The organism is Paractinoplanes atraurantiacus (assembly GCF_900215205.1).
In the GTDB taxonomy this organism is placed as follows: domain Bacteria; phylum Actinomycetota; class Actinomycetes; order Mycobacteriales; family Micromonosporaceae; genus Actinoplanes; species Actinoplanes atraurantiacus.
On the sequence record NZ_OBDY01000004.1, the window covers coordinates 95,009 to 121,851 of the forward strand.

21 protein-coding genes and 1 riboswitch are annotated in these 26,843 nt (G+C 71.4%); of the genes, 14 read left to right on the plus strand and 7 right to left on the minus strand.

The features are described from left to right. Positions 1-153: 153 nt before the first annotated feature. Both CRP55_RS12350 and CRP55_RS12355 read right to left on the minus strand, forming a co-directional pair. Positions 154-540 (minus strand): hypothetical protein, encoded by a 387-nt coding sequence (locus tag CRP55_RS12350; RefSeq protein ID WP_179855139.1) that lies wholly within the window; start codon positions 538-540, stop codon positions 154-156. Between the two features lie 276 nt (positions 541-816). Beyond that, positions 817-1,104: a hypothetical protein gene (locus CRP55_RS12355; RefSeq protein WP_097320007.1), complete on the minus strand. Its 288-nt coding sequence runs from the start codon at positions 1,102-1,104 to the stop codon at positions 817-819. Positions 1,105-3,255: 2,151 nt separating this feature from the next. On the opposite strand from CRP55_RS12355, the gene CRP55_RS54500 reads away from it, so the two are divergent. Together CRP55_RS54500 and CRP55_RS12365 are read left to right on the plus strand one after the other, a co-directional pair. After that, entirely contained in the window at positions 3,256-6,504 is a 3,249-nt protein-coding gene (locus CRP55_RS54500) for a WG repeat-containing protein (protein ID WP_245922946.1), read from the plus strand. Positions 6,505-6,525: 21 nt separating this feature from the next. Continuing rightward, the gene (locus CRP55_RS12365; protein WP_097320008.1) at positions 6,526-7,524 is read left to right on the plus strand and encodes an aldo/keto reductase family protein; all 999 of its coding nucleotides are present in this window, start codon (positions 6,526-6,528) and stop codon (positions 7,522-7,524) included. A gap of 3 nt (positions 7,525-7,527) precedes the next feature. On the opposite strand, the gene CRP55_RS12370 is transcribed toward CRP55_RS12365, so the two are convergent. Both CRP55_RS12370 and CRP55_RS12375 read right to left on the minus strand, forming a co-directional pair. Then, complete coding sequence (locus CRP55_RS12370; protein ID WP_097320009.1) at positions 7,528-8,355, minus strand: site-2 protease family protein; 828 nt, start codon at positions 8,353-8,355, stop codon at positions 7,528-7,530. Between the two features lies 1 nt (position 8,356). Then, complete coding sequence (locus CRP55_RS12375) at positions 8,357-8,554, minus strand: hypothetical protein (RefSeq protein ID WP_097320010.1); 198 nt, start codon at positions 8,552-8,554, stop codon at positions 8,357-8,359. An 81-nt stretch (positions 8,555-8,635) separates the two neighbouring features. Between CRP55_RS12375 and cobU the strand changes: the two genes are divergently transcribed. Beyond that, complete coding sequence (cobU, locus tag CRP55_RS12380; RefSeq protein ID WP_097320011.1) at positions 8,636-10,513, plus strand: bifunctional adenosylcobinamide kinase/adenosylcobinamide-phosphate guanylyltransferase; 1,878 nt, start codon at positions 8,636-8,638, stop codon at positions 10,511-10,513. Further along, positions 10,510-11,241 carry an adenosylcobinamide-GDP ribazoletransferase gene (cobS, locus tag CRP55_RS12385; protein WP_245922947.1) on the plus strand — a complete coding sequence of 244 codons (732 nt, stop codon included), beginning with the start codon at positions 10,510-10,512 and terminating at the stop codon, positions 11,239-11,241. The genes cobU and cobS overlap by 4 nt, the downstream gene beginning before the upstream one ends. A gap of 491 nt (positions 11,242-11,732) precedes the next feature. On the opposite strand, the gene gcvT is transcribed toward cobS, so the two are convergent. Then, positions 11,733-12,836, minus strand: a complete 1,104-nt coding sequence (gcvT, locus tag CRP55_RS12390) for a glycine cleavage system aminomethyltransferase GcvT (RefSeq protein ID WP_097320012.1) — start codon at positions 12,834-12,836, stop codon at positions 11,733-11,735. A gap of 78 nt (positions 12,837-12,914) precedes the next feature. On the opposite strand from gcvT, the gene CRP55_RS12395 reads away from it, so the two are divergent. Then, positions 12,915-14,489 carry a leucyl aminopeptidase gene (locus CRP55_RS12395; protein ID WP_438865783.1) on the plus strand — a complete coding sequence of 525 codons (1,575 nt, stop codon included), beginning with the start codon at positions 12,915-12,917 and terminating at the stop codon, positions 14,487-14,489. A 4-nt stretch (positions 14,490-14,493) separates the two neighbouring features. On the opposite strand, the gene CRP55_RS12400 is transcribed toward CRP55_RS12395, so the two are convergent. Continuing rightward, positions 14,494-14,856, minus strand: a complete 363-nt coding sequence (locus CRP55_RS12400; RefSeq protein ID WP_097320014.1) for a hypothetical protein — start codon at positions 14,854-14,856, stop codon at positions 14,494-14,496. Positions 14,857-15,022: 166 nt separating this feature from the next. Between CRP55_RS12400 and lpdA the strand changes: the two genes are divergently transcribed. The 6 genes from lpdA to CRP55_RS12430 all read left to right on the plus strand — a co-directional run bounded on the left by lpdA (position 15,023) and on the right by CRP55_RS12430 (position 22,024). Next, complete coding sequence (lpdA, locus tag CRP55_RS12405; RefSeq protein ID WP_097320015.1) at positions 15,023-16,411, plus strand: dihydrolipoyl dehydrogenase; 1,389 nt, start codon at positions 15,023-15,025, stop codon at positions 16,409-16,411. Between the two features lie 35 nt (positions 16,412-16,446). Continuing rightward, positions 16,447-18,258, plus strand: a complete 1,812-nt coding sequence (sucB, locus tag CRP55_RS12410) for a 2-oxoglutarate dehydrogenase, E2 component, dihydrolipoamide succinyltransferase (RefSeq protein ID WP_097320016.1) — start codon at positions 16,447-16,449, stop codon at positions 18,256-18,258. A 145-nt stretch (positions 18,259-18,403) separates the two neighbouring features. Beyond that, positions 18,404-19,321 (plus strand): TIGR01777 family oxidoreductase, encoded by a 918-nt coding sequence (locus tag CRP55_RS12415; protein WP_097320017.1) that lies wholly within the window; start codon positions 18,404-18,406, stop codon positions 19,319-19,321. A gap of 31 nt (positions 19,322-19,352) precedes the next feature. Then, positions 19,353-21,203, plus strand: a complete 1,851-nt coding sequence (locus CRP55_RS12420; RefSeq protein ID WP_179855140.1) for a DUF6311 domain-containing protein — start codon at positions 19,353-19,355, stop codon at positions 21,201-21,203. Between the two features lie 21 nt (positions 21,204-21,224). Continuing rightward, positions 21,225-21,860 carry a lipoyl(octanoyl) transferase LipB gene (gene lipB / locus CRP55_RS12425; RefSeq protein ID WP_097320018.1) on the plus strand — a complete coding sequence of 212 codons (636 nt, stop codon included), beginning with the start codon at positions 21,225-21,227 and terminating at the stop codon, positions 21,858-21,860. After that, on the plus strand, positions 21,860-22,024 hold the full coding sequence (locus CRP55_RS12430) for a peptide ABC transporter substrate-binding protein (RefSeq protein WP_097320019.1): 165 nt from the start codon (positions 21,860-21,862) through the stop codon (positions 22,022-22,024). The genes lipB and CRP55_RS12430 overlap by 1 nt, the downstream gene beginning before the upstream one ends. On the opposite strand, the gene aspS is transcribed toward CRP55_RS12430, so the two are convergent. Continuing rightward, positions 22,021-23,268 carry an aspartate--tRNA(Asn) ligase gene (gene aspS, locus CRP55_RS12435; protein WP_097320020.1) on the minus strand — a complete coding sequence of 416 codons (1,248 nt, stop codon included), beginning with the start codon at positions 23,266-23,268 and terminating at the stop codon, positions 22,021-22,023. The genes CRP55_RS12430 and aspS overlap by 4 nt on opposite strands. A 389-nt stretch (positions 23,269-23,657) precedes the next feature. On the opposite strand from aspS, the gene lipA reads away from it, so the two are divergent. From lipA to CRP55_RS12450, 3 genes are all read left to right on the plus strand, one after another. Next, positions 23,658-24,554 carry a lipoyl synthase gene (gene lipA / locus CRP55_RS12440; protein WP_097320021.1) on the plus strand — a complete coding sequence of 299 codons (897 nt, stop codon included), beginning with the start codon at positions 23,658-23,660 and terminating at the stop codon, positions 24,552-24,554. Positions 24,555-24,922: 368 nt separating this feature from the next. Further along, the gene (locus CRP55_RS52930) at positions 24,923-25,936 is read left to right on the plus strand and encodes a hypothetical protein (RefSeq protein WP_179855141.1); all 1,014 of its coding nucleotides are present in this window, start codon (positions 24,923-24,925) and stop codon (positions 25,934-25,936) included. A 67-nt stretch (positions 25,937-26,003) separates the two neighbouring features. Beyond that, positions 26,004-26,071: riboswitch (guanidine-III (ykkC-III) riboswitch) on the plus strand. A 16-nt stretch (positions 26,072-26,087) separates the two neighbouring features. Beyond that, positions 26,088-26,402, plus strand: a complete 315-nt coding sequence (locus CRP55_RS12450; RefSeq protein ID WP_097320022.1) for a DMT family transporter — start codon at positions 26,088-26,090, stop codon at positions 26,400-26,402. Positions 26,403-26,843: the final 441 nt, after the last annotated feature.

Consider the following 26,843-nt stretch of genomic DNA (forward strand, 5'->3'; position numbering starts at 1 on the left):
GGCGCCAGCAGCTGGGGCGCCTGGGCCGACGAGCCGGCATGGGTCTACGAGATCACCTGGGAGTGGGAGCCGGTGCCGGGCCAGCGCTACCCCGGCGACCCGGGCCGCCGAAAGGCCGTGCACACACCCGTCTACGAGGCTTCCGACGGCGCGTCACCGGCGTCGTGGTCGAGCCCGGAAGATCAGCCCCCGACAAGGTACGCACACAGACCAGTGCAGAACGACGACCCTCAGCCCCCGTACCCCGGCCCGCAGGCAGGCGCGCCCGGCCGTGGGCGCCCGCAGCAGGGCAGCCCCGAGAGCGCTCCCCGCCCTACGTGGGACAGCACTCCGCGCCAGCTCGGCCCCGTTGGCAGCCCGCAGCACGGCGGCCCGGTTGGCGCCCCGCAGCACGGCGGCCCGGTTGGCGCCCCGCAGCACGGCGGCCCGGTTGGCGCCCCGCAGCACGCCGGCCCGGTTGGCGCCCCGCAGCACGCCGGCCCTGTTGGCGGCCCGCAGCACGCCGGCCCTGTTGGCGGCCCGCAGCATTCCAGCTCGCACGGCACGCCGCCGCAGGGGTCGCCCGAGCGCACCCAACCCTTGTGGAACCGCCCCGCCCAGAGCCACCCGATGCCGCCCCGCGAGCCCGACCCTTACCGCCCCGACCAGGGCACCGCGTCACCCCGCCCGCCGATGGACGGCAACCCCACGCCGGACCAGCGCCGAGGATCGGCCCCCGTCTACGGCCGGCCCGCCGCCGCTGCCCGCCCCCAGTCCCCCGCCGGCGGCGAAGGCTGGAACGCCCCGGACCAGCCCTCCCGCGACCCCCGAGGCCCGTCACCGTCGGACCCGTCCCGCAGCGACCTGCCGCAGCGACACACCCAGCGCCCACAGCCCGACTTCCCGCAGCGCAACCAGCCCCAGGCCGACCTCCCGCAGCGCAACCAGCCCCAGGCCGACCTCCCGCAGCGCAACCACCCCCAGACCGGCTACCCGCAGCGCGACGCCCGCGACCTGCCCCAGCGAGGCGCTTCGCAGCCCGCCGCGCAGCAGGGCGGCCTGCCGCAACGCGAAGCCCAGCGCGACCTGCCTCCGCGGGATCTCCCGCAGCGCGGCGCCGCTCAACCCGCGGCCCAGCAGCGCGACCTGCCGCCACGCGACGCTTTCCGCGCCGCCGTAGTGCCGCAGCCTCCCTACCCGCCCGGCGTCCAGCCTCCCGGCGACCCCTACTCTTCGGCCGCCCCTCGCAACCCGCAGCCGGTCAACCCTTACGCGGCCCCGGCTTCGGATGCCCCCGCCCGGCCTGCTCCCACCCAGGCCTCCGGCTCCACCGGCCGAGCCACCTCTCCCGGCGTGTACGGCGCCGCCCGCCCACCGGCCGCCGCCTCGTCCGCCCCCGGCGCCTACTACGGCCGCCGCCAGGCTCCCGACGACGAGCAGCAGCCGCAGGACACCCCGCGCCAGGTCTCCCCCGCCGCCTACGGCAACGCCCGCCCGGCCCCCGCCGACGCTTTCCCGTCCCGCCCCGGCCAGCGCCCCGCCCCCGGCCAGCGCGACGGCCGCGACTCCGACACACCCTTCGACCTGCGCCCGGCCCCCCAGGACCGCGGCACCCCCGCACAGTCCCGCCCGGCCCCCCAGCCGACCCGCGTCACACCCCAGCGCCCAGCCGACCCAGCGCCGCTCTATCCCACGGCCCCCGGCTCAGCCATCCCCGCCCCAACCCCGGTCCGCCCGGTCTCGGCCCCCACACCGACCCATCAGGTCTCGGCGCCCGGCCCCATCCACCCGGTCTCGGCCCCCGGCCCCATCCACCCGGTCTCGGCCCCCGGCCCCATCCACCCGGTCTCCGCCCCCGCCCCGACCCAACCGACCTCAGCGCCCGCACCCCTCCATCAGGTCTCGGCGCCCGGACCCATCCACCCGGTCTCGGCCCCCGCCCCGACCCAACCGGCCTCGGCGCCCGCACCCCTCCATCAGGTCTCGGCGCCCGCGCCCATTCATCCGGTCTCGGCTCCTGGCCCGATCAACCCGGCCTCTGCCGGAGCCCCGCCCCGCCCGGTTTCCGCGCCCGCACCGACCCACCCGGTCTCGGCTCCGGCTCAGCCGCCCGTGGTCCCCCTGCAGCCCGCGGCTTCAGCAAGTCCGGCGTCGCCACCGCCGTACCCCACTTCCGGCACCACCCACCCGGCCTCGGGTCCGCCGCAGCCCACCGCCGGCACATCTCACCCCGTGTCCGGCCCGGCCCACTCAGGCGAACAGACGTGGCCCACAGCGGGCCCGACCAGGCCATCGGTCATTCCCGGACAAACCGGCCCAACCGGACCGACCCATCCGGCCTCCGGCCCAGCTGGCCCGGGCCCCGACCCGCTTCGTCCGATCTCCGGCCCCGCGCATCCTGGTTCCGCACGGCCCGTTTCCGCGACGGCCGATCCCGGCGCTTCGGCCTGGCCGCCCCCGGGCACGGCCCAGCCACCCACAATCCCGGCGCAGCAGGCGCACACAGGACCGGCATTCCCCGTCTCCTCCCCCGCCCAGCCCGCCGAATCGGCCTGGCCGACGGCAGGAACGACCCCACCGCCGTTCGTTCCCGGCCAGACCGGTCACACCGAGCAGGCCTCTCCCGTCTCGGGCCCCGCCCACTCGGTCTCCGGAACTGCGGGACCCGCTTACGGATCCACCCAGCCCGCGTCCGGGCCTGTCTATCCGGCTTCTGATCCCGCCCAGCGTGGGTCTGAGCCCACTCACCCGGTCTCCGGGCCTGCACAGCCCGCCTACCAGCCCGCCCAACCCACGTCCGGAGCCGCTCACCCGACCTCCGGCCCCGCACGGCCTGCCTATGGGCCCGCCCAACCCACGTCCGGAGCCGCTCACCCGACCTCCGGGCCCGCACAGCCCGCCTACGGGTCTGCCCAACCCACGTCCGGAGCTGCGCGTCCGGCCTCCGGGCCCGCACAGCCCTGGTCGGAAGCCGCTCGGCCGGTCTCCGGGGATGGGCAGCCTGCCTTCGGAGCCGCTCGGCCCGCTTCGGGGCCCGCTCGGCCTGGGGAATCCGTGTGGCCGGGGTCGGGTGCTGTGCAGTCGGGTTCGGCCTGGGGCGATCACCCGCGCGTCGGGGAACCGCACGCGTACCCCTCGTCCGCTCGGCCGGAAGGCTCGGCGCATCCGGTTTCCGGTGTGGCGCCTGGTCAGCCGACTGCGGGAGCGCATGCTTCGCCTGTCCACCCGGTATCCGCGCCCGGCGATTTCGACGCGAGCGGTTCGCAGGGCGGGGTGGTGTCCGCCGAGTTCCGGCAGGGCGGGTACTACGAGCCGGAGCCGTCCTACCAGCCGCACCCGGATCAGGGGATCACGCCCGGGCCTGACGCCGCCGCGTACGACCGGCCCGAGCCCGTCACCGCGCCGCCCTATCTGGTCGCTGACGGCAATGCCGGTTCGGCCGGCACCGAGCACTTCGACCCGTCGGTCAGCCCCATCTCGTCGCTGCCCGCCGACCACCCGCTGCCGACCGGCCCGGTCGCCGGCCACCGCAACGAACCGGTCTCCGCTCCGCAAGGCGCCGGACTGCCCGTCGAAGAGGCGCCCACCACCGAAGGGCTGCCGGCCGAGACGCCCGCTGCCGGGACGCCCGCCGTTGACGCGCCGGTGGCCGAACAGCCCCGCGGGCTCGGCTGGCTGCTGTCTCAGAGCGGCCTCGGCGCGATCACGCCGCTTCCCCCGCCGGAGCCGCTCCTGGCAATGATCGAGCAGCCCGTGGCTCAGCCTGAGCCCGAAGAGGTCCGCCCGGTCAGCGCCGTGCCCGAGAAGCCGAACTGGTTCGTCCAGCCCGCCGACGACGAGCTCGCCGAGGACGCGACCGCAGCCCAGGACGAGCTTCAGGCCACCTCCGAGCAGCCCGAAGCCGACCAGGACACCGTCGCTCCTTCCACGCCCGAGCAACTCCCGGAAGAGGATTCCGTCGTCCAGCCGGTCCTCCCCGAGGACTCTCTGGAAGAACCCGACGCCTACGCGCCCTCCACCGACCACACGGCCGCAGAGCTGCAGTCCCACGAGCTCCCCACCGACCACCCGGCCCCGGCGCCGCAGGACCACCAGCCCATCGCCGACCACCCGGTCTCGGAGCCACAGGACCATCAGCTCGCCACCGACCAGCCCGTCTCGGAGCCACAGGACCACGAGCCCTCGACGGACAATTGGGGCGCGGCCGAGGCGTACACGCACGTGCCTGACCAGCCGGCTCAGGATCTCGACACCCACCCGGTCACGGAGTCCGAGGTCCACCAGGCCGCCGCCGGCCAAACAGCAGCGGACCCGCGGCCGGCAGAAGATCTCGACATCTACCCAGCCACCGAGTCCGAGGTCCATCAGGCTGCCGCGGATCACACAGCTGCGGAGCCGGAAGCGGCAGAGGATCTCGAGACCCACTCGGCCCCAGAGTCGCAGGCTGCACAATCCGCCGTTGAATACCCGGCCGTGGAACCGCAGGCCGCATCGGCTGGCGTCGACCTGCAGGCAGTGGAGTCGGAGGCGGACCAGCCTGCCGTCGAGCACGAAGCCACGGAGCCTCAGGAACACCAGCCCGCCGTCGCAGGGCCGTCGGCCGAACAAGCCGCAGTCGAGGTCCAGGACGCGGAGCCGGGCGCGGAACAACTCGTGGCCGAGGAGTGGGGAGCCGAGCAACTGCCTCACCAGATTCAGGATGCGGAGCCGCCGGCCGAGCGGGAGGACGCGGTCGACCACTCGGTGGATGAGCCCGCCGACCAGCCGGAGCGGCCGGTCGTGGAGCCTGAGGCTTCCGAAGACCACGCTCACCCGGCTGACGAGTTCGACGCTGGCGAGCCCGACGCCGGGCCGGACCCGGCGGAAGAGGCCGGCGTTTCTCCGCACTCGGTCGAGGCGGAGCAGGTCGAGGGCATGGAGCCGGCCTTCGGGGAGCAAGCGTCGCAGGTGGCGGAACCAGCCCTTGTCGAGGCGAGCGTCCCGGACGAGCCGGTGGTCTCTGCGCAGGACGACGGATTCGGTGAGGTTTCGAGCGAGCCCCTCCGAAACGAAGACCCGGGCAACGCGGATGAAGGCGCGCCTGAGGTCGAGGCGCCGCACATCGAGATCGAGCTGGGGCCGGAGTGGGCTCAGGTCGAGGATGAGGCTGCGCCTGCTGTCGACGAGCTGCTCGAGGTGGCCGAGGCGCCTTCGGCCGAGTTCGGTGTGGCGGAGCCGGCCGGCGAGGAAGCTGTCGAGGAAGCGGTCGATGTCGAGCTTCTGGAGCTCGCGCCCGAACCCGTGGCCGACGAGCCGGTGGAAGAGATCGTCGACGTCGAGCTGGTCGAGGACTCGCGGCCGGAGCTCGTCGCCGCAGTCGAAGATCCCGAGCCGGCCCCTGACGATCCCGAGCCCGTCGACCTGACTTCCGGGCCGGCCGAATCCGAGGCCGAGGAGTCCGCGGTCGAGGCGGAGACCGCAGAAGCCGAGCCGGAAGTCGTGGCCGCGGCGCCCAGTGTCGTTGCGGTTCCCCGGGTGCCGGCCGCGCCCATTCGGCAGCGGGGTGACAAGGTGCAGCCTCAGGATCGGCGCGCCGACCCTGAGCAGGTGCTCTCGGCGTACCCCTGGGTCTTCGATCCGGCGACCCTGCGTGAGCGTATCGAGGAGACCGACCCCATGGGGGTCGTCATCGACCGGCTCACCGACAAGTTGGAGTACGCCGAGCGCGACTCCGTCCGGGCCCGCCTGCTGAGCCTGCGGGCCGTGGCCGAGCGGCTGCTCGACGAGCTCGACCCGGCCCTCGAGGACGCCGAAGCGGGGCTCGAGCACGCGAAGAAGGCCGGCGATCCGGTGCTCGAGGCCACCGTGCTCGGGCGGCTCGCCCATGTGCGGCACTGGCGGGGTGAGTATGCCGAGGCCGACCGGCTCTACGCCTTGGCCTCGTCGCCGGAGCTGCCGACGCGGCTTCAGGCCGAGCTGCACGAGCTGGCCGGGCGGTCGGCCTTCGAGCAGGGACGCTACCTGGAGGCCGTGAACCACTTCGAGACAGCTCTCGACCTGCGGAAGGGCACCGACCCTGATCTGGTCGAGCGGATCGAGCTGGCCCTCGACACGATCACCGGGTTGACCACTGAGGGCTGGGGCCCCTATCCGCGTACACCCGAAGAAATTGGCGGCGAACGGCCCGCGCCGGGACCTTCCCTCTTCGAGGACGAGAACGGCTGGGGTGCGGTCGACGAGCACGGGCAGGTCGTGGTCGAGGCGAAGTACGACCGCTTCGCCGACGGCTTCACCGCCGAAGGGCTCGCCGTCGTCGAAAGCGACGGCAAGCAGGGCGTCATCGACCGTACGGGGCAGGTCGTGCTGCCGCTGGAGCACGCCGAGGTGCGCCTCCACCCGGCCGCTTTCCTGGTCGCCGACAAGTTCGGGCTGTGGGGTGCGCTGGGGCGCGACGGCGCGCCGATGATCGAGTTGACGCACTCCGAGCGGGCCGATGTGATCGAAGAAATCGAGCGGCGTGTGCCGGCCACCCGGCCGGTTCTGTGACGAGGCAATAGTGTCAGGGGCATGGAGTTTCGTCATCTGGGCCGTTCCGGCCTGCTCATCAGCGAGATCGCCTACGGCAACTGGATCACCCACGGTTCGCAGGTCGAGGAGGACGCCGCGCGTGACTGCGTGCGAGCCGCCCTCGACGTCGGCATCACCACCTTCGACACCGCCGACGCGTATGCGGGCGGGCGCGCCGAGGAGGTGCTCGGCCGCGCGCTGAAGGGTGAGCGCCGCGCCGGGCTGGAGATCTTCACCAAGGTGTTCTGGCCGACCGGGCCGGGGCCGAACGACCGCAGCCTGTCCCGCAAGCACATCATGGAGTCGATCGACGCGTCGCTGGGCCGTCTCCAGACCGACTACGTCGACCTCTACCAGGCGCACCGCTACGACTATTCGACGCCGCTCGAGGAGACCATGCAGGCGTTCGCCGACGTGGTCCGCTCCGGCAAGGCGCTCTACATCGGCGTCTCCGAGTGGACCGCCTCGGAGATCCGCGCCGGGTGGGAGCTCGCGCAGGACCTGAAGATCCCGCTGGTGTCGAACCAGCCGCAGTACTCGGCGTTGTGGCGGGTCATCGAGGCCGAGGTGGTGCCCACCTCGATCGAGCTGGGTCTGGGCCAGGTCGTGTTCTCGCCGATCGCGCAGGGCGTGCTGACCGGCAAGTACAAGGTGGGTCAGGAGCCGCCGGCCGGTTCGCGGGCCACCGATCAGCAGGGCGGCGCCGGTTTCATCCAGCGCTACCTGAACGACGAGGTGCTGGGCGCGGTGGCCAAGCTTGAGCCGCTGGCCAAGCAGGCCGACCTCTCGCTGGCCCAGCTGGCCGTGGCCTGGGTGCTGCAGAACTCGAACGTGTCGGCCGCCATCATCGGCGCGTCCCGGCCGGAGCAGGTGCGTGACAACGCGGCCGCGGCGGGCGTCAAACTGGACGCCGACCTGATGAAGGCGATCGACGCCGCGCTGGACGAGGTGGTCGAGCGGGACCCGGCGAAGACGCAGAGCCCCGCCCGCCGTCCGTAGCGGTCAGGAGCCCGACCAGAAACGCATGAGCTCGAGGCCGACGCGGATCAGGGCTTCCGACAGCCCGATCCGCTCGGCCAGCCAGAACACCACGTCGTAGAACCACTGCCCCACCTTCGTCTGCCACAGCAGCAGGAAGAGCAGGATGAAGCCGTACGGGGCGAACAGGTTCCACGCCCGCTGGTAGGCCGGGCTCATCCAGGGCGCGATGATCCCGCCACCGTCGAGCCCGGGGATCGGCAGGAAGTTGAGCACGCTGGCCGTGATCTGCAGGAATGCGAGCGCGGCCAGCGCTGCCCAGAACTCCAGGTGGTCGGTGGAGCCGCTCAGCGCGTACCCGCCGAGCGACGGCACCAGCTCGGGCCCCACGCCGATCAGGAACGGGATCGACACCACCAGCGCCAGGATCACGTTGGTGAACGGGCCCGCGAAGCTGATCAGCGAGTCCTTGACCTTGCTGCGGATGTACCGGTGGTCGACCCAGACCGCGCCACCGGGCAGGCCGATGCCGCCGAGGATCACCACGACGACCGGCAGCACGATGGACAGCAGCGGGCTCGTGTATTTCAGCGGGTTGAGCCGCAGATATCCCCGCTCGGCCACGGTGTGGTCACCGGAGAAGTATCCGATCAGCGCGTGCGCGTACTCGTGCAGGCAGAGCGACACCAGCCAGCCCGAGACGATGAACAGGAAGACGTCGACCCGTACGTTGCCGAAGCCCGTCCACGTCATCCAGCCGCTCACCGCGAAGATCGCGACGATGCCGACGAAGACCGGGCTCGGGATGAAGGCGTTGCGGGGCGTCCGCGTGTAGACCGGTTCGTAAGTCACGTCACTCCGCCGGCAACAGGCTCATCCGGTAGTCCACCCGGTCGTCCTCGACCAGCACGACACCCGCCACGCCGGACTCGGCCAGCTGCCGCCACTCCTGGCCGATCCACGACTCGGCGTCGGACTGGCTGCTGAACGTCTCCGGCGGACCGGCCACCGGTTGCCCGTCGACGTTCTCGTACCGCCAACTCCACGGCATTCGCCGCCCCCTCACGTCCTCGGTCGGTGCGTCTCCACCCTACGGCGTCGCGCTGTGCGCCCCGGCCTTAAGGTACGGGGCATGTCCGATGATCGGTGGCACACCGTCCTGGTACTCGGCGGGATCCGCTCCGGGAAGTCCGAGTTCGCGGAATCGCTCGTGGCCGACGCCCCCGCAGTCCGATATGTCGCCACCGCGGTGGGCGGTGAGGACGACCCGGAGTGGCTGGAGCGGATCGAGACGCATCAGCGCCGCCGCCCGCAGGCCTGGTCGACCGAGGAGACCGGCGCCGACCCGTCCCGGCTGACCGAGCTGCTGACCGAGGCCAAGCCCGGCGACACGCTGCTGGTCGACGATCTGGGCGGCTGGGTGGCGGCCCTGCTCGACCCGGCCCGTCAGCCCAACGACGACGAGGCCGATGTGGCCGCTCTGGCCGCCGCCGTCCGCGATTGTGAGGCGCGTGTCGTGCTGGTCAGTCCCGAGGTGGGCCTGACTCTCGTGCCGACGACGCCGGTGGGCCGCGCTTTCGCCGACGCTCTCGGCACGACCAACCAGGCCTTGGCGCAAGCTTGCGACGGGGTCGCGCTGGTCGTCGCGGGCCAGGCCGTCTGGCTCAAAACAGCAGATGTACGGAATCACACAACCACCGAACCGCAGCCGACGGCCTCGACAGTCCACGACGTGGTGACCGAGTCCCCGGCCGCGCCGGCCCCCGCCGCCACCCCGGTCGCCACGACGCCGGCGGCGTCGGTGACGGAAACGATCCAGCCCCCGCCGGTCATCGAGCCCCAGCCGGCGGCCACCCCCCTGGCCCGCGTGCTCGACGAGCCCACCATGAGCCTGCCCGCGATCGGCGCCCGCCCGGTCTTCGAGCCCGGCATGGACCTGCCCCTGCCCGACACCGAGACCGGCCCCGAGGCCCGCGAACGCCTGGCCACCGTCGACTTCCCCGGCTCCGGCCTGGGCGCCCTGGTCGGCGCCGTCGAGTTCGCCGCCGCCACCCAGTCCACCGTCACCCCCCAGCCCTGGTCTTCGCTGCGCGTGCTGCTCCTCTCCGGCCGCCACGCCGGCGGCGCCGGTGCCGGCGACGACGTCGTCGACGTCGAGCGCCGCGTGGCCCAGGTCGAGAACGGCGAGGGCGTCCTCAGCCGCCTGGCCGGCGCGGCCGGCGCCGACATCGCCATCCTGCGCACCGGCGAGTCCACCGCCATGGAGGCCGGCCCGGTCCTCACCGACGACGAGGTGGAGCACCACCTGCAGACCGGCTGGCAGCTGGCCGAGGCCGCCGCCGACGCCGGCAAGGACCTGCTCGTGCTCGCCTCGATCGGCGTCGGCACCGACGCCGTGGCCGCCGCCGTCACCGCCGCCACCACCGGCGCCGAGGCGGTCGCCATCCTGCCCCGGGTGCTGCTGCCCGGCGGCGTCTACGACGACGAGTCCTGGATGCGCCGGGCCGCCGCCGTCCGCGACGCCCTGCACCGCATCCGCCGCGAGCCCCGCGGCGCCAAGGACCTGCTCCGCGAGCTGGGCGGCGCCGACACTGCCATCGCCGTCGGCGCCCTGCTCGGCGCCACCGCCAAGAAGCTCCCCGTGCTGATCGACGGCCCGCTCGGCATCGCCGCCGGCCTGATCGCCCGCGACCTGGGCAGCCAGGCCAAGCACTGGTGCCTGCTGGCCGACTCGGGCGGCCTGCACCTGGTCAAGGAGGGCGGCGACTTCCTGGGCCTGAACCCGGTGCTCGACCTCGGGCTCGGCCTCGGCGAGGGTGCCAATGCCCTGGCGACGCTGCCCCTGCTGCGTACGGCAATCGGATTGGCCGGAACCGTCGCCGTGCACCCCGCCATGTTGTCGGAGCTGGGCGACGGCGGCGCCTCCGACCTGATCGTCCCCAACGACGACGACGTGGACTTCGCCGAGCCGGAGCCCGACGGCCCCGGCCCCGCCTCGACCACCGAGTGACCCTGCTCGACGGCCTCAGGCTGAGCATCACCACCTTGACCGTCCTGCCCGTCCGCGGCGGCCGCGTGGACCGCGCGACCGCCGCCGTGGCCATGACCGCGGCCCCGCTCGTGGGCACCTTGCTGGGCGGCCTCCTGGCCCTCCTGCTGTGGCTGCTCCGCGAGGCCCACGCCCCCACCCTGGTTGCCGCCGCGGTAACCGTCGCCGCCGCAGCCCTACTGACCCGCGGCATGCACCTGGACGGCCTGGCCGACACCATCGACGCCTTGGGCTCCTACCGCCGAGGCGACGCGGCCCTGGAAATCATGAAAAAACCAGACATCGGCCCGTTCGGCGTAGCCGCAATCGCCGCGACGATGCTGATCCAAACGGCGACGTTGACCAGCCTGTCCGCCACAGCCGTGATCATCGCCTGGGCGGCGGGCCGGTTGGCGATCCCGCTCGCCTGCCGACGCGGTGTCCCCGCGGCCCGCCCCGAGGGCTTGGGCGCCCTGGTAGCCGGCACAGTCCCACTTGCAGCCGTCATCGTCGCCGCCGTCGTGATCGCCGCCGCGGGCGCACTCGCCCACCCGTGGCACGGCCCACTGGCCGTCGCCCTGTCGATCTCAGCGACGCTCCTGCTGGTCCACCACTGCACACGCCGCTTCGGCGGCATCACCGGCGACGTCCTCGGCGCCTCCGTAGAGCTGTCGACGACCATCGCCCTAGTAGCGCTGTCGCTGCATTGACCAGACCCACGCCTGACCACAGGTTGATGGCGCTTCTCTTCCGCCAGATCGTGGACGACGGCGGCGACATCGTCGACATCGCGCTCGCCGCCCGCCTCCACGGCTGGAACAAACACAGCACCCAGGCCGCCGCAGCACTGCGCAACGAGTTCGCCGTCCCACTCGAGGAGGTCTTGGCCTTCGCCGCCTGGATAGAGGCCTCAGAAGACACCGCGGAAGCTCACGCCACGCTCCGCGCCGGCGTTCCCACCGCCCTGCGCCTCACCCTTGACCCACGAACCCGCGCAACCGGCCTGGAATTGCCGCCCAGCCCGCCACCAGGCCCGGCCCGCGTGACCGGCTCCCCCACCCGCACCCCAGCGCGGCAGCGAACATCTCCCCGCATCCCGCGCAAGGTGAGCAGCAACCCGTCGTACCACCAAGCAGCGAGTAACCACCCACCCAGCCACACCCGGCCCTCAACCGTCCCAGCGCAAGCAAGTCCAACCCACTCAGCGCACCGACGGCTGCACGAACGGCGGCTTCACCACCCGCGCCTCGATCCGCTTACCGCGGATGTCGATCTGGACCAGGTCCCCGTCGGCCACGCCCGCTGCCGTGTCGATGAGGGCCAGCGCGATACCCACCTTCTTGGTCGGCGAGAACGTCCCGCTCGTCGTCTCGCCGATGCGCTGCGCGCCCGCGTACACCTCCATGTGCCCCCGCGGAATGCCGCGCCCCGTCAGCTCGAGCCCGCGCAGCGTGCGCCGCGCCCCCGACGCCTTCTCCGCCGTCAGCGCGTCGCGCCCCCAGAACGCCGGCTTGGTCCAGCCGACCGCCCAGCCCGAGCGGGCCTGCACCGGCGAGATCTCCAGGGACAGCTCCTGCCCGTGCAGCGGATAGCCCATTTCCGTGCGCAGCGTGTCGCGCGCGCCGAGACCGCACGGCCGGACTCCCGCCTCGATCAGCGCGTCCCACACCGCGGCCGCGTCGTCCCACGGCACCACCAGCTCGTAGCCGTGCTCGCCCGTGTATCCCGTACGGCAGTCGATCAGCGAGACGCCGCCCACGGAAGCCGTCGCGAACGACATGTATCCGTGCTCGGTCGGCAGCCCCAGCTTGGCCAGCACCGACGCCGACTGCGGGCCTTGCACGGCCAGGACGGCGTACGCCTGGTGCTCGTCCACGACCTCGATCCCGGCCGGCGCCGCCGCCGCGAGCCTGCGCACGACCTCGGCCGTGTTGGCCGCGTTCGGGATCAGGAAGACCTCGTCCTCCGAGATCAGGTACGCGATCAGGTCGTCGACCACGCCGCCGCTGTCGTCGCAGCACAGCGTGTACTGGGCCTGGCCCGGCTTGATGCGACCCAGGTCGTTCGTGAGGCAGGAGTTCACGAACTCGGCCGCACCCGCTCCGCGGACCCGGGCCTTGCCCAGGTGGGACACGTCGAACACGCCGACCGCCTCGCGGACCGCCGCGTGCTCTTTCAGGACACCGCCGCCGGCGTACTCCAACGGCATCTCCCAACCGCCGAAGGCGGCGAATTTGGCACCCAGCGCGACGTGGCGCTCGTGCAGGGGAGACCGGAAAAGGGCATCGGTGACCTCGGCAGACATGAGAGTCAACTTACCCGTGACCTTGCATGTGGTTAGAGTCGCGGGGACACCCCACATCGAACCAGCCGGCGCGCGCCCATGAGGCGCCCGGCCCTGAACGTCCGCGGAGAGCCTTCAGTGAGCCAGCCCAGCCTCAGCCTGGTCGACACCGACCCGGCCGAATTGGCCGTCGACGCCATCGTCATCGGCCTGCACAGTCAGCCCGACGAGGGCGGCGCCCTGCTTCCGGCCGCCGGCGCCGAGAGCATCGCCGCCGCCTTCGACGGCAAGCTGACCTCGACGCTGGCCCTGCTGGGCGCGAGCGGCGCCCCCGGCGAGGTGACCAAGCTCGCCACCCTCGGCACCGTCAGCGCTCCGCTGATCGTGGCCGTCGGCCTCGGCGACGAGCCGTCCGGCTCGGCGCCGAACCTGGAGACGCTGCGCCGGGGCACCGGCGCCGCCGTCCGCGCGCTGGCCGGCAGCGGCACTGTCGCGCTCGCCCTGCCGCTGCCCGACGACGCCGACGCGCCCGGCGTGCTGCGCGCGATCCTCGAGGGCGCGCTGCTCGGGTCGTACAAGTTCGCCGGCTACAAGACCAAGCCGCAGCCGAACCGCCGCGAGCCGGTCGCCGCCCTGCAGATCCACGTCCCGGACGCCTCCGACGCCGCGGCCACCGCCGAGCTGGAGCGGGCCGCGACCGTGGCCAAGGCCGTGCGCCTGACCCGCGACTGGGTGAACACCCCGCCGAACTCGCTGCGCCCGCCGGAGTTCGCCGACGCCGTGGTGGCCGCGGCCAAGGGCACCGGCCTGCAGGTCGAGGTGCTCGACTTCGACGAGCTCAAGGCCGGCGGCTACGGCGGCATCGTGGCCGTGGGCCAGGGCTCCGAGGCCAAGCCGCGCCTGGTCAAGCTGACCTACGTGCCCGAGGGCGTCGACAACCCGACGCGGGTGGCGCTGGTCGGCAAGGGCATCACGTTCGACACCGGCGGCATCAGCATCAAGCCGGCCGCCGGCATGTGGGAGATGAAGTCCGACATGGCCGGCGCGGCCGCGGTCGGCGCCACCATGCTGGCCATCGCCGCGCTCAAGCCGGGTGTCGCGGTCAGCGGTTATCTGGCGATCGCCGAGAACATGCCGTCGGGTTCGGCCTACCGGCCGGGTGACGTGCTCACCATGTTCAACGGCAAGCGGGTCGAGATCTTCAACACCGACGCCGAGGGCCGCCTGGTGCTGGCCGACGCGATCGCCCGGGCCTGCGCCGACGGCACCGACTACGTGCTCGAGGCGTCCACGCTCACCGGCGGCCAGGTGATCTCGCTGGGCAAGCGGATCTCCGGCCTGATGGGTTCCGACGGCGCGATCGAGCTGGTCAAGGCGGCCGGCGACAAGGTCGGCGAGCCGGTGTGGCCGATGCCGCTGCCGGAGGAGGTCCGCAAGGGCATGGAGTCGGACATCGCCGACATCTGCCAGACGAACGCGAACCTGGACCGGGCCGGGCACATGCTGCAGGGCGGCGTCTTCCTGCGCGAGTTCGTCGCCGAGGGCGTCGAGTGGGCGCACATCGACATCGCCGGCCCGAGCTACCACACCGGTGAGCCCACCGGGTATTGGGCGAAGGGCGGCACCGGCGTGCCGGTCCGCACCTTCCTGGCCGCGATCGACAGCCTGGCTTAAGAGCTCAGTTGGGGGTTTCGGGGCGGTAGGCCCCGGAGCCCCCCGGGTCGCGGCCGAGCTTCTTCTGCCGGGAGATGTAGTCGCGCATCCGCTGCGGATAACCGAGCAGGCGGATGTCGTAGATCGGTAGGCTCAGCTGATGTGCCCACCGCCGGGCGATCTCGGGCGATTCGATCCGTCGGCGGGTCCACTCGCCGTCGTGTGCCACAAGCAATACGGTGGTCTCGGTCACCGTGGTGCGGGGCTCGATGAACGCCTCGACCCCACGGCGACTGCGGACGAACTCCGCGAGATACTCAAGATCGGCACGGTCAACCGGCCGGCCGGCCGCCCGACGCGGCTCCCGGCTCCGCCGAAACCAGGCCACACCCGCTCCTCACGCTCATCGGTGCCGCAAGAGTACGTCGTACGGGCATGACTGTGGGGAACCTGGCTGCATCGACCGGTTCCACAAGTGACAAGATGGCCTGGACATACTGTGACCGTTTCCATTGTGTGACCCGCATGGCAACGACGCGAACACTGGAGTCAACGTGAGCCAGCCGAACGGCGGAAACTTCGACATCGTCATTCTCGGCGCTGGTAGCGGCGGGTATGCTGCCGCCCTCCGCGCGGCCGAGCTGAACCTCTCCGTCGCGCTGATCGACAAGGCCGAGCTGGGCGGCACGTGCCTGCACCGCGGCTGCATCCCGACCAAGGCCCTCCTGCACGCGGCCGAGATCGCCGACCAGACCCGCGAGAGCGAGCAGTTCGGCGTCAAGGCCGATCTGGTCGGCATCGACATGGCGGGCGTGAACGCGTACAAGGACGGTGTCGTCTCCCGCCTGTACAAGGGCCTGACCGGTCTGCTCAAGCAGGACAAGATCACGATCGTGCAGGGCGAGGGCAAGCTCGTCGGCAAGGACACCGTCGAGGTCGACGGCCGGCGCTACACCGGCCGCAACGTCATCCTGGCCACCGGCTCCTACTCGCGGTCGATCCCCGGGCTCGAGATCGACGGCAAGCGCGTCATCGCCAGCGAGCACGCCCTGAAACTCGACCGCGTGCCCTCCTCCGCGATCGTGCTGGGCGGCGGCGTCATCGGCGTCGAGTTCGCCAGCGTGTGGAAGTCGTTCGGCGCCGACGTCACCATCATCGAGGCGCTGCCCCGCCTGGTCGCGGCCGAGGACGAGGACATCTCGAAGACGGTCGAGCGCGCGTTCCGCAAGCGGAAGATCAACTTCAAGGTCGGCAAGCCGTTCGAGAAGGTCGAGCACACCGAGAACGGCGTGCGCGCCACCATCGCCGGCGGCGAGACCGTCGAGGCCGAGGTGCTGCTGGTCGCGGTCGGCCGCGGCCCGTCGACGGCCAACCTGGGCTACGAGCAGCAGGGCATCACGCTCGACCGGGGCTTCGTGATCACCAACGACCGCCTGCACACCGGCGTCGGCAACATCTACGCCGTGGGCGACATCGTTCCCGGCCTCCAGCTCGCGCACCGCGGCTTCCAGCAGGGCATCTTCGTCGCCGAGGAGATCGCCGGGCTCAACCCGGCCGCGATCGACGAGGCGGGCATCCCGCGCGTGACCTACTGCGACCCCGAGGTCGCCTCGATGGGCATCACCGAGGCCAAGGCCAAGGAGAAGTACGGCGCTGACAAGATCACGTCGTACAACTACAACCTCGGCGGCAACGGCAAGAGCCAGATCCTCAAGACCGCGGGCTTCGTCAAGCTGGTCCGTCTCAACGACGGCCCGGTGCTCGGCGTGCACATGGTCGGCGCCCGCATGGGCGAGCTGGTCGGCGAAGCCCAGCTGATCTACAACTGGGAGGCCTTCCCCGAGGAGGTCGCGCAGCTGGTCCACGCCCACCCCACGCAGAACGAGGCTCTGGGTGAGGCGTTCCTCGCGCTCGCCGGCAAGCCCCTGCACGCACACAGCTGATCGTCGTCAAAGACGTGGTTAAGGAGTACTGAGACATGCCGGTATCGGTCACCATGCCGCGGCTGGGTGAGAGTGTCACCGAGGGCACCGTCACGCGCTGGCTCAAGCAGGAGGGTGAGCGCGTCGAGGCGGACGAGCCCCTCCTCGAGGTCTCGACCGACAAGGTCGACACCGAGATCCCCTCGCCGGCCGCCGGCGTGCTCACCCGGATCGTCGTGGGCGAGGACGAGACGGCCGACGTCGGCAGCGAGCTCGCGGTCATCTCGGGCGACGGCGAGGACGCCGGCTCGGCCCCCGCCCCGGAGCAGAAGCAGCAGGAGCAGGCCCCCGAGCCCGAGCCCGCCGCGCCGACCACCCCCTCGACCGAGAAGCCGGTCGAGCAGGAGCAGCCCGCGCCGCAGACGGCCTCGTCGTCGTCCGGCGGCACGGCGGTCAAGATGCCCGCGCTGGGTGAGAGTGTCACCGAGGGCACCGTCACGCGCTGGCTCAAGCAGGTCGGCGAGACGATCGAGGTCGACGAGCCGCTGCTCGAGGTCTCGACCGACAAGGTCGACACCGAGATCCCGTCGCCGGTCGCCGGCACGGTCCTCGAGATCAAGGTCCAGGAGGACGAGACCGCCGACGTCGGCGCCGACCTCGCGATCATCGGCTCGGCTTCCGAGGCGCCGAAGCAGGAGGCCCCGAAGCAGGCCCCGGCCCCCGAGGCCCCGAAGCCGCAGGCCGCTCCGCAGCAGCCGGCCGCTCCGAAGATCGAGTCGAAGCCGGCTCCGGACTTCGGTTCGGGCGGGGAGTCGTACGCCGACCCGGCCCCCGAGGCCGAGGTGGCCAAGGACCCGTCCGCGGCCGAGCGCAACGCCGAGCCGCCGGCACCGACGTCGAGCCCGTCGCGTGAGGCCGTGCAGGCCAACGGCGCCGGTGACGCCGGCTACGTGACCCCGCTGGTGCGCAAGCTGGCCGCCGAGAAGGGCGTCGACCTGTCGACCCTGACCGGCACCGGCGTCGGCGGCCGCATCCGCAAGCAGGACGTCATCGACGCCGCCGAGAAGGCCGCCGCCGCCAAGGCCGCGCCCGCGCCGGCGCCCGCCGCCGCGAAGGCCCCGGCCGCCAAGCCGGCGCCGAGCCCGCTGCGTGGCCGCACCGAGAAGCTGACCCGCACCCGCGCGACGATCGCCCGTCGCATGGTCGAGTCGCTGCAGATCTCGGCGCAGCTCACCACGGTCGTCGAGGTGGACGTCACCAAGATCGCCCAGCTGCGGAACAAGGCCAAGGCCGACTTCCTGGCCAAGAACGGCGTCAAGCTCAGCTTCCTGCCGTTCTTCGCCCTGGCCGCGGTCGAGGCGCTGCGCCAGCACCCGGTGGTCAACTCCTCGATCGACCTCGAGGCGGGCACCGTCACGTACCACGACACCGAGCACCTCGGCATCGCGGTCGACACCCCCAAGGGCCTGATCGTTCCGGTGATCAAGGACGCGGGCGACCTCAACCTGGCCGGCCTGGCCAAGCGGATCGCCGACGTCGCCGACCGCACCCGGAACAACAAGATCGGCCCGGACGAGATCTCGGGTGGCACGTTCACGCTGACCAACACGGGCAGCCGGGGCGCGCTCTTCGACACGCCGATCATCAACCAGCCGCAGGTCGGCATCCTGGGCACCGGCTCGGTGGTCAAGCGGGCCGTGGTCGTCAGCGACCCCGAGCTCGGCGAGATCATCGTCCCGCGCTCGATGGTCTACCTGGCCCTGAGCTACGACCACCGGATCGTGGACGGCGCCGACGCCGCCCGCTTCCTGGTCACGCTGAAGGAGCGCCTGGAGGGCGGCCACTTCGAGGGTGAGCTGAGCTACTAGCTCCGCTTCGCTCCGCGGGGGATTTCGCCCCACGAGGCCGAAATCCCGGGTGCGGGATGGACAAAGCGACGAAGAAAGGCCCGCTCGTGATCGAGCGGGCCTTTTCGCGTTTTGAACGAGTTCGAGACGGGGCATGATTGAACCCATGCGGATCCTCATGGCCGGTGCGTCCGGTTATCTCGGCACGCCGCTCGCGCAGCGCCTGCGCGACGCCGGGCACGATGTCACCCGGCTGGTCCGCCGGCCCGCCGAGAAGCCCGACGAGGCGACCTGGCAGCCCTCGCAGGGTCAGCTCGACCCCGCGGTGGTGGCCGGCCACGACGTGGTGATCAACCTGGCCGGCGCCAACATCGGCGACAAGCGCTGGACCGCCCGCTACAAGAGCGTGCTGCGCTCGAGCCGGGTCGACACCACCGGCACCATCGCCCGCGTGATCCGCCTGCTCCCCGAGGCCGACCGGCCGCACACGCTGCTCCAGGCCTCCGGCGCCGGCTGGTACGGCGACACCGGCGACACCCCGGTCACCGAGGAGGCGCCGGCCGGCACCACCTTCCTGGCCGACCTGTGCCGGGTCTGGGAGGCCGCCGCCCGCCCGGCCGAGGACGCCGGCACCCGTGTCGTGCTGCTGCGCACCGCGCCCTCCCTCGACAAGGAGGGCAGCATCCTCAAGCCGCTGCTGCCGCTGTTCAAGCTCGGCGCCGGCGCCCGCCTCGGCAGCGGCAAGCAGTGGATGCCCTGGATCGGGCTGGCCGACTGGTTCGGCGCGGTCGAGTTCCTGATGGAGCGCGACGACATCGCCGGCCCGGTCAACCTGGTCGGCCCCGAGCTCGTCACCAACGCCGAGTTCACCCGCACCCTGGCCGGCATCCTGCATCGACCGGCGTTGCTCTTCGTGCCCGGCCCGGCCATGGACCTGGCGGTCGGCGAGCTGGGCGGCGAGGCCCGCCGCAACCAGCGAGTCGTCCCCGCGGTGCTGGAAAGGGCCGGATTCCAGTGGACATATCCGACAGTGGCGTCCGCGCTGCATGCGGCCCTGGGCAAGGAAGCAGCGGCATCGCACTGATCGACGGCGAGCCCTTGCTAACCTGCGGCTGATGTCCGTCGCCGCCCCCACCACCCCAGCCGCAGCAGACCGGCCGGCCGCGCCCGACGCCCGAGCGGCGACGAAGCGCCTCCGCGCCCCTCTGCTGGTCGCCCTCGCCGCCCTCGCCCTCGCGCTCTACGTCACCTCCGGGCTGTGGAGCAACCCGTACCGGCACGCCGTCGCCGACAACGTCGGCGACCAGGCCTTCTTCGAGTGGGTCCTGGCGTACGGCGTCCACCTGCTCCAGCACGGTGGTGATCCCTTCTTCACCGACCTGCTGAACGCACCGGACGGCGTCAACCTCGCCGCCAACACGTCGATCACGGTGTACGCGATCCTGTTCGCCCCGCTGACCATGCTGGCCGGGCCGCAGATCACCTTCGTCACGATCCTCACGCTCAACCTGGCCGGCTCGGCCTTCGCCTGGTACCTGTTCCTGTGCCGCTGGGTGACCCCCAACCGGGTCGCGGCCGCGGTCGGCGGGCTGTTCGCCGGGTTCGCGCCGGGCTTCATCTCGCACGCCAACGGCCACCTCAACTGGACCTCGGGCTGGATCGCGCCGCTGGTGCTCTGGCAGCTGCTGCGCATGCGCGACCAGCGGCACTGGATCCGCGGCGGGCTGATCCTGGGCGTGGTGCTCGCGGTGAGCTTCTCGATCGCCGCCGAGGGCCTGTTCTTCACCGCGCTGGCCGGCGGCGTCTTCGTGATCACGTGGGCGCTGGCCAAGCCGAACCGGGCCGAGGCCCGCAAGCTGCTGCCGCGCTTCCTGGGCGCGCTGGGTCTCACCGCGGTCGTGGCCGGCGCCCTGTTGGCGTACCCCCTCTATATGCATTTCGCCGGTCCGCAGACCTTCAAGGGCACCGGCTTCAACCAGCGGCACTACTCCGAGGACATCGCCTCCTTCTTCGCGTTCGCCGACCGGAGCATCGCGGCCGGGCTGGGCCTTGGCAGTGACCTGGCGCCGAACCCGACCGAGGAGACGTCCTTCTTCGGCCTGCCCCTCATGGTCCTGATGATCGGCGCCCTGGTCGCGCTGTGGCGGCGGGCCGACGAGGCCCGGCGCGCAACCCTGCGGGCTCTGATCGTGGTCGGCGCGGTCTTCTTCGTGGTGGCGCTCGGGCCGCGACTTCGTCTCCTCGACACGGAGTTGCCGATCCCCCTGCCGTACGCGCTGCTGCAGAAGCTGCCTTTGTTCGACGCCGCCCTTCCGTTGCGGTTCGCGCTGGTGCTGGTCGGGGTGTTCGCGGTGGTACTGGCGCTGATCATCGACCGCCTGTACGCCTCGGCGCACAAGAAGGCGCTGGTGGCGGCCCTGGTCCTGGCCCTCGTGCCGATCTACCCGCTGCCGCTGCTCTACCGGGAGCGGGCGGCCGAGCCGACGTTCATCAGCAGCGGCGCGTGGAAGGACTACACGAGCGACGGCGGCGTGATCAGCGCGCTGCCGTTCGCGATCAACGTGGCCGCCGACGGGCAGCGCTGGCAGGCGTACACGATGGCCCGCGGCGGTGGGGAGTTCCGGATCCCCGACGGCTACTTCCTGGGCCCGGACGTGCAGGGCAAGGAGGGTAAGGGGCGCATCGGCGCGGTACCCCGCGCCACCGACTGGCTGTTCCTGCGGGCGGCGCTGTACGGCTACATCGCCGACCTGGACAACTGGGACCGCGCCTCGGCCCGGGCCGACTTCCAGCGCTGGGGCATCACGGCGGTCTACCTGCCCGACGGCGAGATCACCGGCCCCGAGGGCCCGCTCTTCCGGCAGGCCGTGGAGACCACCGCCACCGACCTGCTGGGCAAGCCGGAGCACGTGGACGACGCGCTGGTGTGGCGCATCAGGCCGGGTGTGGATCCCATTGATAGGTAGGGGCAGCAGTACGGTTGGGTCGTGACAACACCAACGCTCACCGTGCTGCGCCGGGGGCTCGTCGACTACCGCGAGGCCTGGGACGAGCAGCGCCGTCTGCACGACGCCGTGGTGGAGGGCAGCCGGCCCGACACCGTCCTGCTGCTGGAGCACCCCAGCGTCCTCACGGCCGGCAAGCGCACCGAGCCCGCCGACCTCCCGATCGACGGCACGCCCGTGGTCGAGGTCGACCGCGGCGGCAAGATCACCTGGCACGGGCCGGGCCAGCTGGTCGGCTACCCGATCCTCAGGCTGGCCGACCCGATCGACGTGGTGGCGTACGTACGCCGTACGGAACAAATGTTGATCGACGTCTGCGCCGAGTTCGGCGTCGTCGCCGCCCGCTCCGAGATCGCGGGCCGCAGTGGCGCCTGGGTGCTGGCCGACGAGCGCGGGCCCGACCGCAAGATCGCCGCGATCGGCATCCGGGTCGCGCGCGGCGTCACCCAGCACGGTTTCGCCATCAACTGCGACTGCGACCTGGCCAACTTCGACCGCTTCACGCCGTGCGGCATCCGCGACGCGGGCGTCACCTCGCTCAGCGCCGAGCTGGGCCGTGACGTGCCGGTCGCGGAGGTGCTGCCCGTGGTGGAGAGGCACCTGCGTACCCTGCTCTGATGCCGCTCTATCGGAATCCGCAGGACAAGCGGGTCTTCGTGCCCAAGAAGGGCGGTGGGGTGGTCCTCAACTTCGGCCACCCCATCGCCTGGACGATCCTCGTCTGCATGACGATCGTCCCCCTCGTGATCGTCGCCGCGGTGACGATCGCCTACTTCGTCTAAGGGGTTATCCGGTGCAGGTCCCGCGGGAACGCGGTGACCTCCCGGACGTTCTTGATATTCATCAATCGGGCCACGAACCGCTCCAGGCCGATCGCCCAGCCACCATGCGGCGGCATTCCACAGCGAAAAGCTTCGAGATAGCCCTCGTACGGCTCGGTCTGGTGGGCCAAAACCCGGACATAGTCCTCATATCGATGCAACCGCTGGCCCCCGGTGACGATCTCCAAACCCTTGAAGAGCAGGTCAAAGCCGTTTGAGTACGCCGGGTCGGCCGGGTCCGGATGCGTGTAGAACGGCCGCTTGCGCATCGGATAACCCGTCACGTACACGAACTCCGACCCGTGCTCCTTTCGCGCCCACTCCCCCAGCGCCCGCTCGTGCGCCGGCGCCAGGTCGGGCTCGCCCTCCGGCGCTCCCGCGATCTTCAGAGCCTCCCGGAAGTGCACGGCCGGGATCTCGCCAGGGACGCTTCTTATCGCCAGGCCGGCACGCATCGTGATGGTCTCCATCATCACGGTCAACGTCCGGGTCAGGGCCGCCATCACGTCCCGGTGGTCCTCGATGAAACCCATCTCGGCGTCGAGCGACGTGTACTGCGACAAATGCCGCGCGGTGTCGCTCGGTTCGGCCCGGAACACCGGACCGACCTCGAAGACCCGCTCGAAGACGCCGACCATCATCTGCTTGTAGAACTGCGGCGACTGGGCCAGATAGCCCGGCCGTCCGAAGTAGTCGATGGCGAACACGTTCGCGCCGGACTCGGTGGCCGACCCCACGATCTTCGGCGTCTGGATCTCGACGAACCGCTGCTCGCCCAGCGCGGCCCGGAAGCCTTCGGTGGCCGCGGCCGCCACCCTCAGCGCGGCCCGGCGAGCCGGATGACGCAGGGCCAGGGCGGCGTGGTCGAGCTGGGTGGGCAGGCTTGCGGTCAGCTCGGGTCGATGCAGTTCGAACGGCAGCTGTACGCCCACAGCACTGAGCACCCGGATGACCGGCTCGGTGAGCTCCACTTTGCCCGGTGCCTGCTCGTTGGGGGTGACCGTGGCGGTCACCTCGACGACGCTCTCCTCGGTCAAGCCCTCGAGGATGCTCTGGTCGGTGACGACGACCTGGCTGAGCCCTTCGGCGTCGCGGACGATCAGGAACGCCACCGACTTGAGCAGGCGGCGGCGGTGGACCCAGCCGGCGATCGTCACGGTCTCGTGCACGTGGGACGCCAACTGGGTGGAGAGGATGCGTTGCATGGCGGGGACCTCCTCTGGTGACTGCAACGCGGCCCCAGGGAGGTGTGGGCGAGCGGGATCCTCGCGGTGCCACCACACCTTCGCGCCTCCGCTTCGGGAGGCGCCTCTTGGTCGTACAACGGCTCGGGAGTGTCTTCGCGCCCCGGCGAACGGGCCACCTTCACAGCTGCCGGTGGCTCTCTCGACCGTCGGATCGGGGCGGTACTCGGTTCCGTCCTCGCCGTCGGCCGGACGTTAACAGCAGGCGACCAGCATGCGAAAGCGCATTTACACGTGTTATGTGAGCGCAGTCACATGAGCCGCTCAGTGAGCCTCGTCGCCCCTGTCTAGGCAGAGGTCTCCACAGGCGTAATCTCGGGGTTGTGACTATTGCTCCCGAGGGCCGCCGCATGCTTCGCATCGAAGCGCGCAACGCCGAAACTCCCATCGAGCGGAAGCCGCCGTGGATCAAGGTCAAGGCCAAGATGGGCCCGGAGTACACGCAGATGCGCGGCCTGGTGCAGAAAGAAGGCCTGCACACGGTCTGCCAGGAGGCGGGCTGCCCGAACATCTACGAGTGCTGGGAAGATCGCGAGGCGACCTTCCTGATCGGCGGCGACCAGTGCACCCGCCGGTGCGACTTCTGCCAGATCGACACGGGTAAGCCGGCCGAGTTCGACGCCGACGAGCCCCGTCGCGTCGGCGAGTCGGTCGCCACCATGGGCCTGCGCTACGCCACCGTCACCGGCGTCGCCCGCGACGACCTGCCCGACGGCGGCGCCTGGCTCTACGCCGAGACCGTCCGCCAGATCCACAAGCTTCAGCCCGGCTGCGGCGTCGAGCTGCTCATCCCCGACTTCAACGCCGACCCGGCCCAGCTGGCCGAGGTCTTCGGCGCCACCCCCGAGGTGCTGGCGCACAACGTCGAGACGGTCCCGCGCATCTTCAAGCGCATCCGCCCCGGCTTCCGCTACGAGCGTTCGCTGGACGTCATCACCCAGGCCCGCGCGGCCGGCCTGGTGACAAAGAGCAACCTGATCCTGGGCATGGGCGAGGACCGCTCGGAGATCTCCCAGGCCCTCCGCGACCTCCACGAGGCCGGCTGCGAACTGATCACCATCACGCAGTACCTCCGCCCCACCCCGCGCCACCACCCGGTGGAGCGCTGGGTGAAGCCCGAGGAGTTCATCGAGCTCCGCGAAGAGGCCGAGCAGATCGGCTTCTCCGGCGTGATGAGCGGCCCCCTGGTCCGCTCCTCGTACCGTGCGGGCCGCCTCTACCAGCAGGCCCTGGACGCCCGCAAGTAATCGCCCGTCCTTCGATGCCCCGGCCCCAGGGCCGGGGCATCGTCGTTTCTCGCCCCACGCTCTCCCCCACCACCCTGTCGCCGCCCGCTCTTCACCACCCCTCCCAGCCGCGCCCGCCTCGCCGCACCCCTCTCCCCGGCGCCCTCGCCACGACCCCCTTCTCCACCTCCCGGCGCCCTCGCAACGACCCTCTTCTCCACCTCCCGGCGCCCTCGCCTGCCCTGGCCGCACCCCTCCCCCCAACCTCTCCGGCGCCTACACCCGCCTTTCCGCGTTCCTGAGGGAAACCGCGTGTGTTGTTTCCGGCCGCCCGAAGGTCTGGCCCAGCAGCACAAATCGCCCTAATCTCATATTTCGGGGATTTCGCCATGACCGAACTGGGGGGCTCGGCCGTGCTGCGTCGTTTCGTCTTCTTGCTGGCTGCTTCGTCCGCCGCGCTCGCGCCCGGCGCTGCCTACGCCACCACGCCGATCACCGACCAGGCGTGCGTATCCGCGGCCGCCGCCACCTACCGTCACACCTTCGACGGCCCTTCCGGCTCGGTGACGGTGACAGCCGCGAAGCCGCTCTGCTCGGGCCAGACCCAGACGTTCGCCCTGGCCTCCTACACGGCCGGGGCCCCGTCTTCGAACGCCCGCCCGTTCGTCTACTCCACCGACCGCGGCTCCATCACCGCGTCCAAGCGCACCCTGTCCCTCAAGGTCACCCTCCCCTCCTGCTACACCCAGGTCGAGGCCATCAAGGGCACAGCATTGGCGTACGAAGGAACGAACGCCCCCGCCGATCTGCTCCCCTCAGCCACCTACAGCGGCGGCACCAGGAGCTGCGCCCCCGCCCCCACCGTCACTTTCGACAACGCCTGCGACGGCTCCTTCACCGGCACGCTGGCCAACAGCGACCAGGCCTCCACCGACGCCGTCTTCCTGACCGGCGACCGCCTGCTGCGCCTGCCCCCGGGCGCTTCGAGGACGCTGACCGCCAAGGCCGGCACCACGCTCACCATCCGAACCAACACCTTCACCACGTACGCCGGCTCCTGGCGCCAGCCCACCGACTGCGCCACCATCGCACCCTCAGCAGCGCCGCCCACGACCGCCGCCACGACAACCCCCACGCCCACCACCGGCGGCGAAGGCGCCGGCGCCCCGGCATCCACCCCCGCCTCCTTGATCCCCTCCTCCGCATCCACCACCTCCGACCTCACCGACGCCGGCGCCTGGTACCCCGCAACCCCCACCACGCCGGCCGTCGCCACCGCCTCCCAGTCGAGCTCCACCATGAGCACCGGCAGCGTCCTGGCCATCGCCTTGGGCCTGCTCCTGATGGTCGGCGGCGGCTTCCTGCTGGTCCGCGTCCTGCGAACCCTCCGCGAAGAGCCCTGACCCCACCCCGCGTGGTGACGTGGCCTGCAAAGAGTTGCCGCGAACGCACCCGCTTGGCATGCTGGAGTCGATGCCGCATTAGCGGACGTCCCGGACGAGTGTGTGTCGTACCCGGCCTGACAAGACGACCACCGAAGAAGGTGCGTCCGCCATGGCTTGGCTCGTCCTGATCGTCTCCGGCATGCTCGAATCCGTCTGGGCGATCGCCCTGGATCGCAGCGCCGGCTTCACCCGCCCGATCCCCAGCATCGTCTTCGCCGTAGGCCTGCTCTTCAGCATGGCCGGCCTCGGCTACGCGCTGCGCACCATCCCGGTAGGCACCGGCTACGCCGTCTGGGTAGGCATAGGCGCCGTCCTCACCGCGGTAGTCGGCATTCTCGCCCTGGGCGAAAGCGCCAGCCTCCCCCGAGTGCTCTCCCTGCTCCTGGTAATCGCAGGAATCATCGGCCTGAAGGTCTTCCACTGACCATTCGGCACTCACCCGCACACAATCTCGCGCTGAGGCGGTAAAAGGAGGATTTGCCTCAGCCAAGAAGACGGAAAACCTTATTCGTGAAGCCCGAATAAATGTCAGGCCGACGGCATTCCGAGGGTGAACTCACAAACCGCGCCTTCGATGTCGGCACCGCGGACTGTCGCACCGCCTCAACGGTAACGGCACCCTCGCGGCACAGACTTCACGGCGCGGCACAGACTTCACGGCGCGGCACAGACTTCACGGCGCGGCACAGACTTCACGGCGCGGCACAGACTTCACGGCGCGGCACAGACTTCACGGCGCGGCACAGACTTCACGGCGCGGCACAGACTTCACGGCGCGGCACAGACTTCACGGCGCGGCACGGACTTCACGGCGCCCGCGGTGCCAACGGGGCGACCGTAGAGGGCCGCGGTGGAGGTTGGGCTG